This is a genomic window from Enterococcus sp. AZ011 (genome assembly GCF_050548355.1).
Taxonomy (GTDB): domain Bacteria; phylum Bacillota; class Bacilli; order Lactobacillales; family Enterococcaceae; genus Enterococcus; species Enterococcus faecalis.
In genome coordinates this window covers 732,519-752,861 of the sequence record NZ_CP172959.1, presented here as the reverse complement: position 1 = coordinate 752,861, position 20,343 = coordinate 732,519, and the positions used below count along the sequence as shown (strand labels likewise).

Genomic DNA, 20,343 nt, shown 5'->3' with positions numbered 1-20,343 from the left:
TCATTCTACCACCTCTTTTCGTAGTGGTGGACGAGTATCAAAAGCCTGCAATAGCTCTTTAAAAATGGGATGGAATTGCATCACCCCTACCCGACCATATAAATCAGAAATCAAACATTGTCCATTCTCTAAATCTCTTAATCGTTTTTGATTCGCTTCATCCTCACTGTCTACACCGAAAAACGTTAAAGTCTTCTTAATCTCTACCAAATCAGTTGAACGAAAAGCAAATTTCAATCCAATATTATTTTTCATTTTTTCATCCAATAAATCATCAGCGTTTTGAGTTACAAAATAAACACCAGCATTCATTGCTCGACCTGCTCGGACAAGTTTCATTGATAGTGTTTTTCCTTGTGCAACTTGTAAAAAGCTCCATGCTTCATCCAAATCAACAATTTTAAAAATAGAGCGATCCGAATGAATAAAGTCTAATGCAAAAGTGCTAATAACGATTAACATTGCCACACTCAATAATTCTAATGTGGTATATTCTTCAAATCCAGTATCTGCATCTGGTAAAACTAAATCTGCTACTTGAATAATATTTAACTGTTTTTCTAAACTTATAGATTGTTGAATCGAACCATCACTAAACAGAAGGTGGGCAAAATCATAGTCTGTAAAACTTTCAATGTGGTCAGCAATATGATGACTGATAACAGAATTCTCATATCGTAATTCATCAATAACTCGTAATAACCCCCGCTGCTTACTTTGAGTTACTTGACGAATTGCTTTTCGTAATACAGGAAATTTCTCTCCGTCTCGAGAAGATATTCCGGTTAAAAATGTCAAAATATCTATTGCTAAACTTTCACTATCTTTCGGTCGAGTTAAAATCACATAAGGATCAAGTAATCCTCGATTTTCCTTTTCACTCGTCAAGTTGACTATATTAATTTCATGAGCAATTTCAGGTAATGTTTCTTTCCAATCTCCACGTTCAGCTTTTGGGTCTACAATCACAGCTTGTCCACCAAATAAAACAGCATAATACACCAACATATTATTACTAAACGATTTTCCACCACCTAATGAACCAATAAACGCACTGGCTAAAGCATTGGTAATGGAACCTTTTACGCCTTGACTTGCTAAACTAGGCTTAAGATAAATATTTCTACCTGTGTCTAAATTGTATCCAACATAAATCCCTTCATGTTCGCCAAGCATTTGTGTCGCTCCAAAACCAAGTCCAGCCAAAAAATCTGAGGTCACATATTGAATGTAATCGTTGATATAGCGTTTGCTGGAAGGGAGAAATTCATTGTGTAAACCAAGCATATCTCCAAATGGACGAACTAATTTAATGGATAAATCATCGTAGAAATCCTTCACTTCATCGCAACGCTGTTTTAATTCATCTAAATTTTTAGCAGATACACGTACAACATAGCTCAATTTGTACATTGACTCTTTTGTCTGATCTAACGTTGTTTCAAGTTCATTCACAGAATCTAGAGCTTCTTCCACATTTGAACTTGTTTCATTGTTGCTTTCGAAAGCATGATTATCTAAATCTTTCAACTCTTTTTTCTTGTTTCGAACAGTCGTTAGTGCTTTTTTATTCGTCACAATTTCAACATTCATACTTGTATCAATCGGAAAAGTAAACTGTTGTTGCTGGTAGTAGAAAATTTCACTGCTAGGAAAATCCAATTCGCCTACAATAGAGTTGATAGTAAAATATGCTACATAAAGTTCCTGCTCTTCATGAATAATCTTTAAGTAACGCTGATTTTCTTCAATTAGACAACGAGTTGGTTTTAGCAAATCATATTTCTTTAATAACACTTCTTTTTCGTTGTATCGTTTTGGTAAATGAAATTCATACGCTTCAAAAGACGTTCCTGTTTGCCCATAAAGATGCTCAATAATATAGCCAAAATCATTTTTATCTAACGGACGTGCTTTAAATCGCCGAGACAGTTTACTTTCCAGTAACTGTTCCATTTTAGAAAATCGTTCAAGCTCAGCTTTTGGCATCGCTACAAAATCTCCCATTAGCTTATGGTTCACTCCATAGAAAAATTCCTGAAAAGCTTTTTTTATTTCTTCAGCCATATTTTTAACCGTAAGCTCTTCTTCGTTCACTAATAGCTTAAAGCCAATAAAAAAGCGATAGTCTACTTGATTGTCACCAATCATGTCTACTAGCGCTTCGGTTTGTTCGTCTATTTTTTTGTACGCTATGTCTTTCAATCGTCCAGTAACCTCTTGTTTTGAGCGTTCTTGGGAAGTACGAATGCTCGACTCTGTCGCAAGTTGTAATGCATGGATTTTCCCGTCTCGGTTTTGAGCAATCAATTGCCGAAAATTATCATGAACTTGATATTTTTCATCAGGACTTAGAAAACTATAGTTATAAGGAATCAATTCATAATATGCAAAACATTCACCTTCGTGATTAAAAACCAAATTGTTTTCAATGTACTTAATTGGATATGCCATAAATAGCCTCACTCCTAACAATTGTAATTCGTTCGTTGTATTTAATTCTTAAATAACGTACATCTTTCCCAGCATATGTCTGTTTATGTCGGAAAACATACGTAATCATTGATTTCAAAAATCCATAAGGCTTTTTCCCATCAAATGTTTTTTGACTCATAAACCATGTAATTCCTACTGGTAATCCAATATATTTCAGTAGCGCTCCTTGAATAAACGAGAGCGGGGGTACATTTCCAAAAATAATAATGAGAAGTAATGATAGAACAAACCATGTCATTTGTGTAGATGTGACTGGAAAAGGCAACTGCATATCATTAATCGCATAGATTACTTTTTCTACTGACCAGATACTAGTGTAACTTTTTATTTTTTTCATCGTTTCACAACCTTTCAGAAAATAAAAAAAGAGCAATCCACATATGTAGAATTACTCTTTAACAAAAAAATCAGGTATTTGTTAATTGATCAAAAAGTATTGCTCTAAGCAAATCATCTAACAAACAACATGTGTGTAATAATATCCAATTTAATCTACTATATTCTGCATAATCAAAATGAAAGTTTATCATAAATTGTTGTGCAAAAAATTCTGCTTTAGAGTTAAACCCTTTAAAATCACCATGTCCAATTTTATTTCTCATCTGTCTTAATAGCTTCACCACAGCAATTGAGTCCTCACCATATCTATCGCTAAGGTACGGGATTAATAATTTATCAACTTCATTAGTTTGTTGATAAGGTTTCAATAGTACTAACTCTAACAACGAAAACGATTTCAAGTAGTGGTTTTGGTTGTAACTATTGTCTTTATAAATACCATTTATCAGATAATCTAATTTATAGTATTCCGTTTCTGATTTTAAGAAACTATCTATTTTTTTACCTGTATCTAGTATTTTATTGATGGAGTCATTGATGTTTTTGCTGTAGTTTCTTCCAGAAAACATTTTAAATCCTAAATTAAATAGTATTCTTGTTTTTTGAAAAGGAACATCATTACTTGAGTAAATGATGTTTACATGAATTTCATCTGGTAAATCTCGATGAATAAAATTAATAAAGTTAATAATTTTTTCAGCATAGTCTTCTTCACAACATCTTGTTTCAAAACAATTTGTCTCCCAATCAAAAAACGGCATATCTTCGTCTTCATAATCAAAATACAGACAAATCATGTTATCTACAAGATACTGGACACATTTCTCAATTGAATTTATCTCATGCGAAATGTCAGCATTGATATTAAACCTTATAATATTTTGTAAGTGAGACAATGAGTATTCCATTTCATAAGATTGAGTACCATTAACTATACTTTCTAATATATCGAACTTTTGTTGTCTAATTTCTTTTAATATCTCTCCAGCAATTTCTTCCTTCCAATCTTCTGGAATATTTGCTATATACATTTTTAATTTATTAGAAACCAAAGTTCTAGGAATCTTTCCACAAAAGTCTATTATAACCAAGTTAACACTTCCCTCTTGCATCATTTACAACTATTCTAACAGAGTTTTTAAAATTACGTAATATACTCAAAAATCCCATGAGAAGTAATCAAGTAATTCCCTTCAATCTCCATATCCCTTCCTAATGCAGAATAATCAATATACATCTTCACCTTTTCAGATATTTCTCCTAAACAGCCACTTTCTAAAGCCTCATTTGCAATATCTTTCATCGAATCGCAATCTGAATAACAAATAATATCTTCCACATGCTCTAAAAGTTCTTCAATACTACTAAACCACATACTCTGTATTTCTTTTAATTCTTCATAAATAGGAGAGCCCTCTAATTCCTTAATAGCTTCGCATAATTCATTAATTCGATCTATTGATTCATATTCATCAATATCAAATGGTAATTCATAATCATGAATCGCAAACTCTTCGTACTCATCATTTAAACCAATTCGCTCAGCTACCTCTTCCTCATCAATAGGTGGCTGAAACCATGCACCAACTAACTCTCCTTCATTACATTTTCCAAGATTGGCAATGTATACTTGCATTTCCATTATTTAATCACCTCCAAAAAAACAGCAAGGAGTTCCTCACTGTTTAATTCAAATATTCATTTAAATACTCTGTAATGTCACTGATAATGCTTATGATTAACTTTGATTCATTTTTCCCAATAATATCTTTATTCGGATGCGCTAGAGAATGACGGTTTCTTGCTTCGTTTAAACTATTAACCATGCCGTTTGCAGAACGAATTGTTGCCTTGATAATGTTAGATAACTCTTGTGGTTGTATTCGGTCCTCTATTATTGGTTGTAGTTGATTGTATAATTTTGATAAATTATCGTTATCATTAACAGTTTTTCCATTCAATTTCAGTATTTCTTTCAAATACCCCTGAAACGCTGTATGAGCTCTATCGAATGCAGAGTCATATTTACCGTTCACCATAAAAAATTCTGCATCCTCAATCGCCTTAGCAATGTTGTCTGTAACGCTCATTTGTCGTAATTCTATTACTTCGAAACATTCTGGAAGAGATTGGAGAATCGTAGCAACCAATCGTTGCTCACCTTGTTTTCCATAGAGATTCCTAGCAAGCTCCGTTACCCGTTCTGTAAAATTATCAACAAAATCCATTTTATCAAATGGTACGGATATCCTTAGATATGTGGCTCGTGTATTCCATCCCATGTATGCCCATTCTGGAGTTTCATCCAATTCTATTTGTGAAACAGATAAAACTGAAATTAAATCTGGTAATTCATCATTCATTATACTAAAAGAATTTTTATTATACTCCTTTTCCAACATCTTTATGAGCATAGCTTTAAACTGGTTATTATCAAACACCAAATCTCCTCCTATTTCTATATTCTAGAAATAGTTTAGCACATAGAGTATCTATTTAGGCACCAATAATTCGATTAAACAAGCTTAATAGCACATCTTTGACTCCAGCAGCATTAAAAACCAAACCGACTGCAATTAATGCAACAATCAAAAAGCCAATCAGCTTAGAAAATTCTCGCTTAAATCCTAGGTATAAACCAATCACTACAATTGCCAGTAACACTAAAGATTGAGCGTTCTGTAAAAACCAAGTATATAAATTTTGTCCAAAATTCATTCGATGATATTCCTCTCTTCCAAATAATTCTTTCTATTTGTTAAATATTTAGTTACCCGCTGTATTAAATAAAAAGCAGTTAATCCTGCTCCATAAACCGTAACAGTGTTAGGATGGTGTGGATAAAATGTTTGTTTGTAAAAAACATAAAGATACATAGATTTATGTTTTTCTTTCATTCCTTCAATAATTAAACTAGTATATTTTCCAGTATCTTTGATGTATAATTCTTGTTCAATAGCACAAAAAAAGCCTAACTTTTTTAGATGTTCTGTAAGTAGACTTATAAAATCACCTCATCTATAGTTAGACTTAGTTGTTCAATTAATTTTTCATGTCTTTCTGTTAACTCAGCTTCACGGATCATTTCGTCAAGTAGTTCAGTAGAAAGTATGTTATCAAGAATTGTCGTAACTTTCAGTGTAGGAGCCACTTGATGCCGTAGCCAGTTTAATGTTCGCTCAAATGTATAAGGTTCTGGCTCTGTTGTTAACCGAATAGCTTCTCTATGCTCACCGATAAATATTGCCCACTGTTGATTGATTTTCCACTTACTTCGACGTTTATCGATTTCTTTATCTACAAACCGAATATAACGATTGATAATCCCGAAAGCAGTTTTTTCAGGATTTCTATATTTTAACAACTCTTTAATTGCTAACGCAGCGCGCTCATTTTTAAGCCGAATTTCAAATCTATTTTTTACTAAAGTTTCTTCTAATGATATTCCTTGTTTTACGTACTGCTCATAATCTTTTTCATAGATACAAAAATAGATTTCGCTTTTTAAAGAGCCAATGTACAGTGTATTACCCATATCTAATTTTTCGTCTTTATGAACCAGTTCTCCACTTCGATAGTTTTTAAAACTACGAAAAACAGAAATACATTCTTCTTCTTTGCATTTTTGAGCTAACTGAGGAATATTTAAAAGTCCAACTTTATCATTGATAGCTAAATCAATCCGTTTAAAAATTCCTTTAGCATGAATACAATCAGTAAAAAAATCAAACCAGCTTCGATGTTGAGCCAGTAAAAAAGTTTCAAACTGACGACAACCTTTTCCTTTTAGCTCAAGCAAGACTCCTTTTTCTACCTCATGTGAAGTCATAATCATAATATCTCCAAATTTATAATGTTCTGTGTAAGAATAGTACGCAAAATCTTCATGTAATAAATAATCCATATTTAAATGTAAAATACCTTCGATTACATCTGTAGGCTTATTAGTAGGAAATCGTATTCTTACATAGTCAAATAGTAATTCTAGAGGCACTTCAGGATTATATTGTTCTAAAACCTTATCCAGCAGATTTTTGAGAGACTTTTTAGGAATCGCTTTTCCTGTTTCTATTCTGTTCAAATGTACCCGACTAATCCCTGCAGCAACTGCTAACTTATTTTGCGTAACACCATAATCTAAACGTCTTTGACGTAACTCTTTATGCCACAACTCTTTTTCCATCACATTCCTCCAACAAAAAAAGCCGAGGTAAACTTTTAATTATTTGTTTACCTCGGCTATCTATCCTTCCAGACCTATTAACTAAAGTACAAGTAACGATAGATTTCTGTATTTTATTGTTTTTCTGCCCCCCTGTTAGATAGAGGGGGCTTATCAATAGTGGGCTACCGCCCACTATTGAGGAGGCAACATCTTTACGTCGGGTATTCGCTAAAAGCGAAACCCTACGCAAAGATTGCCTACAATTGGTAAACATCCACTTTTCAATTCTATTTCTAAAGATCTATAATTTATCTACAGATGTAAAATATAAATCTTTGTAAATTGCATCATTAAAAGGTAAAAATTTACTCTTATTTTTTTCTTTACCTAAATTTCCACGAAAATATATTTGAATCTCTTCATCAGTGTCTGCATATTTAGATACTATATCCTTATTTTGTCTCATCACTCTACTTTTATTAGTAAAGATTGGAATCATTTTTTTATCATTAAATACTATCTTCAACATATCTTTTTTAAAAGTTGATATTTTTCCAATTCCTTCATAAATATGCAAATCTAAAGTGTATTGTGCTTTATCTACTTTTAAAAATAAATCCTCTAAAGAAACTAATTTTTTACCTATTCTAATGATTGGCCTAGTATTATCTACACTCGGAGAATTATACAAATCAACAAAACTTGCTACTGAATACATATTAGTAGTTTCATGAGTCTTTATATTTTTCCTACTGGATGCTTTCACATCTGAAATTATTTCACCTTTACCATTCTCTTGCTCTACTTTAAGAATTGATTTTGCTTTATTAGGTGACAACGTCATACGGATTGTTCCATCCTTTTTAACTGCTCCTTTTGCTGTCGCTACTTCACGTTCTATTTGTTCTTTTCGGTCTTTAGAACTTATCTCTGAACAGTCTATATGATGCAACATCTCTTTACTTGTAGGAGTGTAATAAAATCTTTTCCCTCCTATCTTTCCAAAATTCACGCAAGTTAATTGAATAGCACAATTAGAATCTTTACAATGAAATGCAGTTCTATCAGTTAACACCTTTTCTAATGATTTTTCGTGTGCAGTTTTTGCTAGTAATTCTTCCCCTAATTCATCGCTAATTGCTCTTTCTACCATAGCAACCCCATCCTTCTATCAAATATTTATTTTAATTTTCCCAACAAATTATGAATAATATTTGAATAAAAGTTAGCGTTTTCTTGATTTGATAACTAAATATTTTATAGTTTTTAAAAAATCATGTTTTTTTGGTACTAGTGGCGTATAAAACTCACTAATCACATTTGTGCCCACATCAACGTAGCCACGTCCCTTAATTTTCTTTAAGAAAAATTTTTTCTGAACATCACTCCCAAACATCATTCCAAAGCCTAGTTCACTCATACGACCTAGCGCCACTCGAAAATGAAACTGATCTCGAATACCATCCCCAAGATATTTTGCATCAGGGCGTTGACAAGCTAAAATTAAGAAAAAACCAGACTGTCGACCAAGCATTACAATCTGTTTTAGCTTACTCAATACCTCGTTCCCCTCACGTCCCAACATATCCATAAATGCTACGTATTCATCAAAAATCAAAAAATTTGCGGGTAAGTTCAAATACGCATAATTTTCTCCTGTTTTATAGTTAGGATGTTGCTTCATTTCTTGATTTCGTACCAACATATCATCATAAAACTTATTGATACATCGAATCATGTCGTCTTTTTTTGAATATACATTGGGCAATACAATTGCTAAATCAGCTAAGTCAGCATTTTTAGGATCAAGTACATACAAGTTAGCATTCGTTTGCAATAATGCTTCAATAATCGTTAAAATAAAGTAGGACTTCCCACTTCCAGTCCCTCCAGCAATTAACATATGTGGTAGAGAATCATATGCCCAATAAACAGTTTCCATTAGTTTTAAATACCCGTTTTCAGCAACTACCTTATCAATCGAAATTCGATTAGCAATCGTATCATACAGTAATACATATTCAATATAAGAATCGTGTATCTCTTTCTCTACTAGCTCACAAAAGAGTCCTGTTTCTAATTTTTCCTCTAAACGGAGAAGTTGCTCCTGGTATCTCCCTAAAACAATCTCCACTCGAATCGTAATTAAACCTTTGTGTAGTCGGTAATAAGCTTTTGGAAAACGAGTAATTTTTTCCTTTGTTTTATGACTAGATAAATCTTTAAAAAAACCTTTGCTATTTACTTGTTCAGATTCGTACCATTGATTTTCTATAAACATTCGTGCTAATTTTTGCCGATGAACCAGTTGCTTTAAATGACTACTACAATAAAAACAATAGATAAACGTTAAAAGAAGACATGTTCCAATCGTAGTCACAACACTACAGACAAGCCATGGAGTATCCCCCGTAATAGCAGAGGGTAATCCACTTAAATTCTGCCAATCTACAGATTCCATACTCCCTTGATGAAACAAAACAAGTACAGCCAAACTCACGGGAACTAAGCTCACCAATGAAAAATGATAGACTAAGTATTTATCCGAAGCTCTAATACGATACCCTTTTCCAAACATAATCGAATCCTCCTTTTCCTTAAAAATTACTGATTAAAATATACTTGACTGTCTTTATTAAATGTTGGCTGTTCTATCACTTCGTATTTTCGATGAGCTATACGTTTTTCAAATAGCAGCTGTTCCTGCTTGGGATAAGAATGACGAATATACAACGGGTTTTGTTCTAGTAATAGACTCGCTTTCTTCGTCAAAGGATAAAGATAACGAAACATTCGACCATTAATTTTTTCAATTCCTTTATATTCACAATATTCATGGGTTAACCAGTTTCTTTTTTGAACACCATCCATTTGAGCATTTTCTTCTAACAAAATACGAGCACTTCTAGGATGGATTTTTTCTAAGGTCTGCTTTTCTCGATAAACACTCGTTTTAAAATATCCACCATAATAAAAATTAGCTGCTTGATACACATAACCACATTTCCCTTCAATTCCATCTGCTAATGTATACAAGAATAAGCAATTCGTTTGTCCTTTCATCCATTGAATTAAGCAAGAAAGAGCGAGACTACCAAAATACTTAGTCTGATTCATTTCAGGTAAAAAACACATTTTGCCAATCTCTAAATAATCTCGTGTAGTAAAGGACTGATCTGGAAACAATTTACGAATTGTTTGTAACGGTTGCGTTCCCCATCCTAACTCAACAACACCTAATATTTTATTTTCACAAAAAATTCCTAGAAAGTATTTACACAATCTAGGAATTACTTTGGAATAATGATACCTACGGATAAACTCAATCGCTTCGTTTTTTTGAATTTCTTTAATTATTAATTTTTGTCTCATCTACTTTTTCTGCTGAGGAACTTCTTTAGAAATTGCCATTGTTTTGATCTTTAAAATAATGTCTTCAGCTTTAATATACCAATCTACATCCGCCCCCATATACGTAGCTGTAGCGACAGTATCCGCAACAGGATTCACTAATTCAATTTCTGTATTATACTCAAACTCTTTGAGTGGTACTTCTGCTGGAATACTTACTTGAATCATTCGACCTTGATTCTTTGATTTCAAATCATAGGTTCGTTCTTTTACTTCATTTGAAACAGAACCATCTTCATTCATCATTCGCACTTCTCGACGTAATGCAGAAAATTTTAATGTTCCAAATGTAGCCTCTTTTTCAATAACGATACCTTCTGCTAATCTCATTAAGTTCCACCTATCCTTTCACCATATCATCTGCTAACAAAATATAATTTGTAAAACCTCGTGTTCCAATCTTATAACCTTCTGCAATAATGCGTGGGTTAACCAATCGAACTTGTTGTTCTGGTTCAAATACTTTTTCTCCTGCCTCATTGGGTAGTAGTACAACAATATCATCTGCACGTTGAATCGTTGAATATAAGTTATAACTACGAGAAACTATCTGGAGTCGTCCATCAATACGTCGTTGCTCAACTTTCCCCTCTCCAGCAAATTCAAGGACTCCAAATGTTTTTTCCATGTTTGGAATAATGTGTTTTAATTCCATATACTTTCCTCATTTCTTTAGTTTATTGATTTATTTAATTTTCCAATACATTTGTAGGGGAACGAATAGTCTTCATAAAAACACTCTCTTCTAAAAAAGTTACAAAAAAAGTAGATACCTTGAAATACCTACTACTTTGACTATAATTTATTTTTCTTTTTTAAATATACCAATGTTGCTCCTATTAACAAGACACTACCAAACAAGGCTAAAATAGGATAATTTTTTGTACCTGTTTTTGGTAAATCCACCGTAGGAACTTCTATTTTTTTATTCATCATTTCCACTTTCACTAAGTCTCCATCTTCTTTCATTTCAAATTTTAATGGCGTTTCATCAAGTTCATAACCTTGAGGCGCATCAAATTCTTGGAAAAAATAAGTTCCTTTAGGCAATTGTTCAAAACTAAAAATGCCTTTTTCATCTGTTCGTCCTTCAATAACAATATTTTTATTTGTATCTAAAATGCGTATCCCTGCGTTGGTTAATACCTCTTCGGAGCTACTATCTTTTTTCACTAGTTCAGCAGTCCCCTTTACTCGTTGATTTTTAACTTCAAACAGAAGTGTTGCTTCTCCTGAATTCATTGTATTTGTCTGTTCAGCTAACAATTCATTCTGTTCATTAAATATTTGGACACCTGTTTTTTTAGATTCAATACGATAAACTTCTTTTGATAATACATATTCGTCAGAAGAAGTTTGTTTTTCCTTTAGATAAAACGTGCCTACTGGAATATTTTTGAAAAAGGCTATACTATCTTCATTTACTACTACTTCTTGAAGCGCTCTTCCTTTCTCTTCCTCTAAGCTAAAGATAGCTCCCTTAGCAGTTTCTTCGTAAGTAAATTCATATCCTTCTTTATCCGTCAACACAGTTTCTTCATTTAATTTTTTCAAGGTAAATTGATTAAAATAAAGCTGATTTACAATCGGATCATAATTTATTTTTTTCAATGTCTCTTTCCCATATAAAACACGATCTTGATAAACATGTATAGGGAAAGTCACATGATTATTTTCAGCTGTAAATTCAAGATCATATTCTGTTTCATCTAATTGATGTCCTTCTCCAGCGTCCAATTCTTTCAGGTAATATTGTCCTTGAGGCAGCTTTAAGTCAAAAGATGCTATTCCTTTTTTGACAGTTTGATATGCTACTAACGCATTTTCAGGAACAATTAACTCCTCAGATAAAGTCTGTGGCTCTCGTGTAAATAAGCCAAAAACTTTTTTCTCTCCTTGAATAGATTCAATAACAGGCAAATTATTTTTCCAATCTTCTATGCTTTCTTCGTTTTTAAATAGCTGAATTGCTAGAGATTGAAATTCATTTGTAGCAACTAACACACTAGAAGTTAGTTCCACTTCTTGCCCAGCATATGTTAATTCAAACGGAATAGGATTCTTATCAATCACAAAACCATTTGGTGCAGTTTCTTCAATCGCTTGGTATTTACCTAGATATAGTTCTGGTGAATGCCAAGTTCCTTTTTCATCAGTTATAACAGTTGCAACCGTCTCTCCTTTTTTCACTCGAATTGTCCCGTCATTGGTTACAATGTCTTCGGCTGCCTCAAGTCGATAAGTTACATCTGAAATAGGCGAATAATCATAGACAAATTCATGAAGTATCCCATAGTCAGACTCACTCTCTGTTATATCTACTGGTGTTTGCCCTATCTTTGTTAGTACTGCAATTCCTTTCTGTGAATAATCTTTAAACCGAATTTCAATTGTTCCTTCATGAGTACCGTCCACTTTAAACTTCACAGGATCCTTTGCTAAAATATATCCTTCAGGCGCTTGTACTTCAATTAATTCATATTCTCCATAAGCTAAAGCTTGCGAAGTCAAAAGGTACCCTTTCTCATTCGTATAAAAAGTGTCCGTCTTCCCTTCCTCATTTGGTTTCGACATAGTCACTAACTTTCCAGTTTGAAGATTTTTAATCTGGAATCCAGCGCCCGAACGAGGAATCGTTTTACCAGTTTCTGCATCTACTTTAACAACTTTTAGTTTTTCCTCAATCACTTTATTTTCAAGAGCATAATGATGTGTTTCGTTCTGTTCTTTGATTGTCACTTTAAATGCTTCTATTGGCTGATAACCTTCGGGCGTTTTTGTTTCTTTTACTGTGTACGTATCATAAGGAAGATTCTTAAATTGTAAATATCCCTCTTTATCAGTTAGTCCTTTTTGAACAAGTTTTCCTGTAGTATCACTAAAAACAGAAAACTCTACCTTTTCTAACGGTTTAGTTTTCTTTGTTTTAGAAAAAGAATTCCGAAGATTTTTCTGCCAATCATAGTTACCAAACTTTAACAAATCAAAACTACCTGTAATTACTTTCTCTTTAACTGTTGTTTGATGCACAGCTGTTTCAACATTTCCCCCTGCATAAGACAGAGTAAAGAAGTGTTTTTCTGTATCTAATTGATAACCTTCCGGCGCTTTTGTCTCAATCCAATAATAATCATCTAGATAAAGATTTGTAGCTTTCCCTCTCCCTTTTTCTATAGTAATGGTTTCAATAACTTCATCCGTAGATTTTTTTCGTAATTCGTACACAGCCCCATCTAATTTTGCTGCACCTTGTGGCTTTGTCCCAGTTTTCTCATCTTCTTTAAAAAGTTCAGCCATTCCTTTCTGTTCTTCTTCCTCATGAGTAATAGCAGTAGTCGTTACTTCAACTATTTGTCCTGCATAAATTAATTCAAATGGAATTTTTTCAGGATTCAAAAGATAGCCTTCTGGTGCTTTTTCTTCTTGAACATAATATTTTCCTAACTTTAAATTACCAAATCGTGCAATCCCTTTCTGATCCGTCGTCATCGTTCCAATTTTTTTACCATCAATGGAATAGACTCCATAGATAGCTCCATTTAAAGAATAGTACTGATTAAACATTGTTGTTCCAAATTCTCGACCGATTTTACTTAGTACAACTTCTCCTAACTGTTCCTTATTATTTAATATAACTTCAATGGTTTTGTTCGGCTCAATTTTAACAGTTTTAATTTCTCCTTTATTTACATAGCCATTTGGAGCCGTAACTTCGGTAATTTTTACTGTTGTTCCTGCTTTTATCTCTTTCACTTCTGCAACACCCTTACTATCCGTTAAAAATTCCTTAGATAGACCATTGTATTCAAACTTTAATTTTGTATTCGGTAGAGGTTTTCCTATTTCTTCATCAATCTTTTTAACTTTCACACTCCCGTTTAAATTCACTTTGATATTTAACTCAAAAGTTCCACCATCAGCTAATTTAAAGACAGCAATTTTTTGTTCTTCACCTTTGGTATAAACAAAACTCTGACCAATATCTTTATTTGAAGCAATCGAATATTTCACTTTTCCTTTCTCTTTAGAATTTGCCGCAGCTGTTAGTTTCAACAGGTTCCCATTTTTATTGATTTGAAGGTTCGCAGAGTTTTCAATCAAATTTTGATAATTAGTTAAAACACCTGTTTGATCTGTTAATGTAATTGAATCCCCAGCATTCAATTCAACTGTTTGATTATTAAAACTAGGTTTAGCAGTATGTTTCGCAACTTGTGCTAATATTTCTGCTTTTCTCCCTCCATAATTTGGAACATTAGAAGTTAATAGCTGATCACCTAATTCTTCCCAAATCATATGTTGGGTTATTACATAATTATCATTCGTTGGATTCACTTGGTACCCATAATAAGAAATCAATGATAGACGATCTTTCTCCGAACCTGTTAACTCAGAAGGTTCAAACCCTGAACCAGGAGACAACGTAACCCCATGTTCTATACAAAAAGCTGGTACCCCATCTACTTTCTTCATCCAAACAGAATTATCTGTCCAATGAAGTCCATTAAAACGACTTAAATACCAAGTTGTTGTATAATTTGCGATTGGCTGATCTGTAACGGTAGCTGCAATTGCAACAGCTGGGGTAATAAAAAAAGCAACTACGATAGTCAAAAGACTATAAAGCGTAGTTGCTTTGCGCGTTATTTTATTCATATTTTTTCTCCATTCTTTTTCACAATGTAAATAGAGCTAAACGAATCTCTAAATGTTCTGTTTAGCTCTATATTCTAAAAACTAATCTATTGATTTATTTTTTTTGGCTAACCTGTTGCTAACACTTATCTAGTTATTTTAGTATATTAGCTATCACTAAGTTCCAAACGAAGCATTCGCCAAATATCAATTTTCAAGGAAAAAATGCTATTACGTTCCATTACTTTCTATTATAGATTATTGCTTGAAAACAACTTCTAAGCGGACGGTCGGGGGTTCGAATCCCTCCTGTGACGTAACAGACTGACAAAGACAGCGTTACCTTTAGAGGTGACGCTGTTTTTTTTAGAGTTTATCCAATTCTTTTCGATATGTTCTCGTCCATTCACGTTCTTTTTCCTCTAATTGTTGTCTATAACGATTTCCTTCTTGATGTATCAGATGATCACTTTGTTCCATTGCATGGTAAAATTGCTGTTTGTGCCATTGATCATTTTTCGTTAAATAATTGACTTTATCTACCAATTGTCCAGTTTCTCTTCTAAAGTTTACCAATTGATTACTCAGCACTTCTTGTTGGCGGTGAATTTTATTTTTTTCTTCATAATATTGTTCTTCTAAATATTGCCGTTTTCTTCGCTGTTCCTCCATTTGTCGGTCACTCTCCCTTGACAGGTGTTTTTAAATTTGGTCTCTGGCTTCCTTTTAAAAATTTTTCTGCTGATTCTGCACTTTTCCCCTGCAAAGCTCCGTTCAAGGCATTAGGTAGGGCACTATTTGTTTGTTGAAACATGGCTTCTGAAAGTTCTTTCAAACTTGCGGTTGTGTTTTGTTTGGTTGTAGTAATTCGTGTTTTTTTAGCAGTAATTACTGTCTGGATTGCTACTCGTTCACGAGCTTTTTGTTCTACTTCTAATTTTTCTTGAAATTCTCTTTCATCCATAAGAAAACCCTTTCATTTGTTATTTTTGAAATAAACTACTTCTTGCTTGTTGATCGTATGCTTGAATATTTTTAGCAACAGTTGTTAATTTTCCGCTAAAATCAGTTAATTTTTGCTTGTATTGCTTGGCTTGGTTGCTAGTATTTGTTGCTTCAGCGCTATCCCAAAGACGACTTTTTTCGTAAGGAGCAATCATTGCTTGAACTTCTGCATAGGATAGATACTGTCGGATACTCATTGCACTTTCACAAATTTCCTTTGAAACTGTCTGGACTTCATCTTCTGCTTCTTGGAGGATATTTTTCACAAGTAGTTCGTATTCTTTTCCAGCTTGCTGAGCTTGTTTTGCAACTAGTTCTGCTAATTCACTACGTAATTCAATCTTTTCACTACCTGAAGCACTGGCTAAACTTTTCTGAATACGACTCACTTTCCCTTGCCATTGGCTGGCAATTTTTGCTTCATGAATGATTTTTTCATATTCTTTGATGATTTTCTGGCGATTTTCTTCAGATAGCAGACTTAACAAAAATTGGAGACTGTTTTTAGCTAAGGATTCACCTGAAGCATCCATGATTTTCCCTAAATATTTATCAATAAGTTTGGAAACTTTTACTCCTGCCGCAAAAATATAGCCATGTTCCTTTAGATTGGCTTCTTTGGGCGTACCATCAGGATTTAATTGATACTGACCAAAATCATGACTAGAACCGTATTTGTCCGTCAGATCAAAAGTAGTGGTGAACGTTTTCGGTAATAGATAATGCACCCGACCAATTTCATCTACCCCTTTTTTATTTCGATTCAACATGGAGACAATATCAAACGCATTCACATAATAATCGATTTTCCCTTGTTCTTCTAATTGTTGAAGATTTTCCTGAGCTTGTTGAGACATTTTATTAATGCTTTCTCGCGCATCAGGCCCTTGAAACAATACTATTTTATCAATTTTAGCGAGATCTGCTTGGGGGAGATTGGCCACCGCTTGAATAGAAATCATGGTTCCTAAAGAATGACCTGTAATCGACATAGTCGCATTAGGGGCTTTAGCACTCATCTCCATTATCTTTTGATGCATGGCTTCATTGGCTAATTTTGCTTGAGGCAAATAGGCATTAAATAACGTAAAGGAACCATTATTATTGACCCAGTCATTCAAATTATTCCCTGACCAACCTTTTTTCACGTCCATTGAAACGCCGTCACTACCGCGAGTGGCAAAATATGTATGCTGCGTTTTTGGACTCAAGGTCGGCGTATCTGTTACATAATAAGAATTATAGCCAGCTTTCTCATCTGTTAATAACCCTTTTTTATAAAACGTTTCCCTACCTACCCAGTTTTTTTCTTTGATTGTTTTTACAGTGTTGTCGGGTTGGAGGTAGACAGTACTGGCGTCATTTCCGTGGGCGTCTTTGGCGTTGGGGAAGGTGAATGGAACAGCCTCTTTATTTCGGTACTTATCTAATTGTTTATCATTCCATTTCTTTGCACTATACGGAAATTGTATGGATCTGCCATTATAAGTTGCCTGCGCTAAATCCGCGTATAAATTACTATATTTTTCTAAGTCTGCCATATTATCCTCCTTCTGTATAGTAATCGTAGTCAGCATTAATCGTATACAGTTCTTTTATTTTAGTAGGCTCATTCCAATTATTTGGTTTTATTGCAAGTCCAAATGAATTTATTTTATTGTTATTATTATCAATAATTTGTATTCGGATAGATAGAATATCTCCTGCTCCTTGTGGAAGACCATTTCCCACTGACTCTTGTTCTAACGATTCCCAACAAAACGCAACTTTAGCAATCTTTTCATTTTGCTGTTTTACATACTCCGTCATTTCTTCTTCATGCTCTTTTAAAAAAGCAATTTGTCTTTCTTTTTCTGTTGGTTCAGTCATCTTCTTCACTCCAATCGTTCCAATTATGGCTAATGCTATTATTGTTGCAATTAACACACCAAATTTTATTCGCATTTTATTTTTCACTTTTTCACCTCCTTAATATGTATGGGGAAGAGTTTCTATGTGATTTTTTCGATTTTGATTGTTTTTGATTGACTTTTTCTATGTTGATAACCCTTTTTTATAAACCTTTTCCCTGCCTACCCAGTTTTTTTCTTTGATTGTTTTTACAGTGTTGTCGGGTTGGAGGTAGACAGTACTGGCGTCATTTCCGTGGGCGTCTTTGGCGTTGGGGAAATGGAATGTAGCATGTTCATTTAGCTTAAGCTCTTCTTTTTGAACTTGTGTCAATTTAGCAAACATAAACCCTTCTTTTCGACCGATGTATGCTCCTTGGGCTAAATCAGCATAAATATTAGTATACTTTTCTAAATTTGCCATTAAATTTCATCTCCTTAACTATTCAATATTTTTTATTTCAGTTGGATTTTTTACATTATCTGGAAGCACATATATTTCAAACCCATCTAATTTTTTACCAATACCATCAAAAATAGATACTTCAACAGCTATAGTTTTTGGGCTAAAAGCCATACTTCGAACTTCAATCACTGATTGCCAACTATAGGTTACTTCTTTAACATCATATTGTTTTAAAAGTACATATTCACTTTCATACTTTACATACTCCGTCATTTTCTCTTCATGCTTTTTCAAAAAAGCAATTTGTCTTTCTTTTTCTGTTGGTTTATTCATCTTCTTCACTCCAATCGTTCCGATTATAACTATTGCTATTATTGTTGCGATTAATATACCAAATTTTATCCGCTTTTTATTTTTCAATTTTTCACCTCCTTAATATGTATGGGGAAGAGTTACTATGTGATTTTTCTATTTTGATTGACTTTTCCTAGTTGTCGGGTTGGAGGTAGATAATTCCACTATTTGGGAGATTTTGACCTCCTTTAGTTCTATCTCCTTTTTCATCAATTACATCTAAAGAGTAATTAAATTCTTCTTTTTCCTTGCTATTTTGATATTTTGGAAAAGCGTTAGGTCTACCATTATAAGAACTCTCAGATAAACTTGCATAGATACAATTAAAGTTTTCTAAATTATTCATACAACATTCCTCCTATCCTAAAAGAATTATAACTTGTCATACTTTTAATACTTGGTAATTTAGTAGATTTATCAAATTTAAATTGTAAATAAAAGCTAGAATCATAAATACTATTGAATTTTCCATCAATCGTGAGTATTTTTCCAGCTCCTATAGGTGTTCCGTTACCAATAGTTCCAACCTCTACACTTTCCCAATCATATTGAACACTGTAAATCTTTGAATTTTGAGATTTTACATACTCCGTCATTTCTTCTTCATGCTCTTTCAAAAAAGCAATTTGTTTTTCTTTTTCTGTTGGTTCAGTCATCTTTTTCACTCCAATCGTGCCGATTATGGCTACTACTAGTATTGTTGCGATTAAAACACCGAAGTTTATTCGCTTTTTATTTTTCATTCATTTAGTCTCCCTTTGTATCTACATACAAGAATTAATCTTTCGCTTTCTCCTTTTATTCCATTGATTTATCAAGATTTTTACAGCCAGTTTTTCTTTGTTTACAGTTTATCAAAAATCAATCTGGCATTTTCTCAATTTTTTTAACGTTAGATTAATTATTAGAGAATATTGCTGTATTTCTATGACACACTAACTTTCTATCTCCAATTTTTTACTGCCTTGTTGATCACTACAGGATCATTGGTATTTTACTTCTATTGTAAAATAAAAAAAGAGCGTGGGACAAAAATCACTTTGGATTTTTGCTCCACGCTCAAAAACTAATAAACGGCGGGAACAGAAGCAACTCCTTCGGAAATAAGCCGAAATTCTCCAAAAATTAAAGAACAATTTTCGGAAATTCCTTCTTATTTCTCGGAGTTAAACACTTCTGTCCCGACCTCTCCTTACTACATTTCTTTTTCTAAAATTTCTGTTCGCTCTTCAAAATTTAGTTCTTGGTTAATTTGATGTACCATCCACATGTAACCAAATGGATCAACAAATAACGAATTTTGAATAGCTCCTTCCATCATTTCTGTAACTGGTTGCATCTCAATGCACTTATTTGCTAAGGCTTTTTTATGAGTTTGCACAATATCTGCTACCGTGATATTGAACCAAATTGTATTGGGATGTTCTGAATCTGGTGCTTTTAAACCAAATTCTTCATTAGCATCTAACATATGGAACCGAGTATCATATAAGTTAAACACTACTTCATTCCTTCCAACAGGATACTTTGTCGCTTCAACTACATGGACCTCAAAGATTTCTTTATATAAAGCTAATGCCTTTAAACTATCACTAACAATAAAATCAATTTCTGTGCCTGTAATCATTGATTGTTCCTCCTTA

21 protein-coding genes and 1 pseudogene are annotated in these 20,343 nt (G+C 33.2%); all 22 read right to left on the bottom strand.

The window, feature by feature from the left end; genetic code table 11:
* Positions 1 to 2,454 carry an ATP-binding protein gene (locus IGL36_RS03675; RefSeq protein WP_129238630.1) on the bottom strand — a complete coding sequence of 818 codons (2,454 nt, stop codon included), beginning with the start codon at positions 2,452 to 2,454 and terminating at the stop codon, positions 1 to 3.
* The gene (locus IGL36_RS03670) at positions 2,438 to 2,833 is read right to left on the bottom strand and encodes a conjugal transfer protein (protein ID WP_129238629.1); all 396 of its coding nucleotides are present in this window, start codon (positions 2,831 to 2,833) and stop codon (positions 2,438 to 2,440) included. Before IGL36_RS03670 ends, IGL36_RS03675 begins: the two co-directional genes overlap by 17 nt.
* Positions 2,834 to 2,903: 70 nt before the next feature.
* Positions 2,904 to 3,926, bottom strand: a complete 1,023-nt coding sequence (locus IGL36_RS03665) for a hypothetical protein (RefSeq protein WP_129238655.1) — start codon at positions 3,924 to 3,926, stop codon at positions 2,904 to 2,906.
* A gap of 53 nt (positions 3,927 to 3,979) precedes the next feature.
* Complete coding sequence (locus IGL36_RS03660; protein WP_129238628.1) at positions 3,980 to 4,477, bottom strand: antirestriction protein ArdA; 498 nt, start codon at positions 4,475 to 4,477, stop codon at positions 3,980 to 3,982.
* Positions 4,478 to 4,520: 43 nt separating this feature from the next.
* Positions 4,521 to 5,276: an abortive infection family protein gene (locus tag IGL36_RS03655; RefSeq protein ID WP_236550187.1), complete on the bottom strand. Its 756-nt coding sequence runs from the start codon at positions 5,274 to 5,276 to the stop codon at positions 4,521 to 4,523.
* Between the two features lie 55 nt (positions 5,277 to 5,331).
* Positions 5,332 to 5,553 (bottom strand): hypothetical protein, encoded by a 222-nt coding sequence (locus IGL36_RS03650; RefSeq protein WP_129238626.1) that lies wholly within the window; start codon positions 5,551 to 5,553, stop codon positions 5,332 to 5,334.
* 283 nt (positions 5,554 to 5,836) lie between these two features.
* On the bottom strand, positions 5,837 to 7,018 hold the full coding sequence (gene mobT, locus IGL36_RS03645) for a MobT family relaxase (protein ID WP_129238625.1): 1,182 nt from the start codon (positions 7,016 to 7,018) through the stop codon (positions 5,837 to 5,839).
* 283 nt (positions 7,019 to 7,301) lie between these two features.
* Positions 7,302 to 8,153, bottom strand: coding sequence for a hypothetical protein (locus IGL36_RS03640; RefSeq protein WP_129238624.1), 852 nt, complete (start codon positions 8,151 to 8,153; stop codon positions 7,302 to 7,304).
* A gap of 72 nt (positions 8,154 to 8,225) precedes the next feature.
* The gene (locus tag IGL36_RS03635) at positions 8,226 to 9,578 is read right to left on the bottom strand and encodes an FtsK/SpoIIIE domain-containing protein (protein WP_129238623.1); all 1,353 of its coding nucleotides are present in this window, start codon (positions 9,576 to 9,578) and stop codon (positions 8,226 to 8,228) included.
* Between the two features lie 26 nt (positions 9,579 to 9,604).
* A complete protein-coding gene (locus tag IGL36_RS03630; protein WP_129238622.1) occupies positions 9,605 to 10,372 on the bottom strand; it encodes a hypothetical protein in 768 nt (255 codons plus the stop codon).
* Positions 10,373 to 10,741 (bottom strand): YdcP family protein, encoded by a 369-nt coding sequence (locus IGL36_RS03625; RefSeq protein ID WP_129238621.1) that lies wholly within the window; start codon positions 10,739 to 10,741, stop codon positions 10,373 to 10,375.
* Positions 10,742 to 10,751: 10 nt separating this feature from the next.
* On the bottom strand, positions 10,752 to 11,066 hold the full coding sequence (locus IGL36_RS03620; protein WP_129238620.1) for a YdcP family protein: 315 nt from the start codon (positions 11,064 to 11,066) through the stop codon (positions 10,752 to 10,754).
* Between the two features lie 140 nt (positions 11,067 to 11,206).
* Complete coding sequence (locus IGL36_RS03615; RefSeq protein ID WP_129238619.1) at positions 11,207 to 15,067, bottom strand: SpaA isopeptide-forming pilin-related protein; 3,861 nt, start codon at positions 15,065 to 15,067, stop codon at positions 11,207 to 11,209.
* A 345-nt stretch (positions 15,068 to 15,412) separates the two neighbouring features.
* Positions 15,413 to 15,718: a hypothetical protein gene (locus IGL36_RS03610; protein WP_002355865.1), complete on the bottom strand. Its 306-nt coding sequence runs from the start codon at positions 15,716 to 15,718 to the stop codon at positions 15,413 to 15,415.
* Positions 15,719 to 15,725: 7 nt separating this feature from the next.
* On the bottom strand, positions 15,726 to 16,010 hold the full coding sequence (locus IGL36_RS03605) for a hypothetical protein (protein WP_002355864.1): 285 nt from the start codon (positions 16,008 to 16,010) through the stop codon (positions 15,726 to 15,728).
* Positions 16,011 to 16,029: 19 nt separating this feature from the next.
* Entirely contained in the window at positions 16,030 to 17,592 is a 1,563-nt protein-coding gene (locus tag IGL36_RS03600) for a cutinase family protein (protein WP_002391498.1), read from the bottom strand.
* A gap of 1 nt (position 17,593) precedes the next feature.
* The gene (locus tag IGL36_RS03595) at positions 17,594 to 18,007 is read right to left on the bottom strand and encodes a hypothetical protein (protein ID WP_002364695.1); all 414 of its coding nucleotides are present in this window, start codon (positions 18,005 to 18,007) and stop codon (positions 17,594 to 17,596) included.
* A gap of 81 nt (positions 18,008 to 18,088) precedes the next feature.
* Positions 18,089 to 18,364 (bottom strand): annotated as a pseudogene (locus IGL36_RS03590) (hypothetical protein); the annotation flags it as partial.
* Between the two features lie 18 nt (positions 18,365 to 18,382).
* A complete protein-coding gene (locus tag IGL36_RS03585) occupies positions 18,383 to 18,766 on the bottom strand; it encodes a hypothetical protein (protein ID WP_002355860.1) in 384 nt (127 codons plus the stop codon).
* 67 nt (positions 18,767 to 18,833) lie between these two features.
* Positions 18,834 to 19,046: a hypothetical protein gene (locus IGL36_RS03580; protein ID WP_002397925.1), complete on the bottom strand. Its 213-nt coding sequence runs from the start codon at positions 19,044 to 19,046 to the stop codon at positions 18,834 to 18,836.
* On the bottom strand, positions 19,039 to 19,443 hold the full coding sequence (locus tag IGL36_RS03575; RefSeq protein WP_002355858.1) for a hypothetical protein: 405 nt from the start codon (positions 19,441 to 19,443) through the stop codon (positions 19,039 to 19,041). The genes IGL36_RS03580 and IGL36_RS03575 overlap by 8 nt, the downstream gene beginning before the upstream one ends.
* A gap of 452 nt (positions 19,444 to 19,895) precedes the next feature.
* On the bottom strand, positions 19,896 to 20,327 hold the full coding sequence (locus IGL36_RS03570; protein ID WP_002355856.1) for a VOC family protein: 432 nt from the start codon (positions 20,325 to 20,327) through the stop codon (positions 19,896 to 19,898).
* Positions 20,328 to 20,343: the final 16 nt, after the last annotated feature.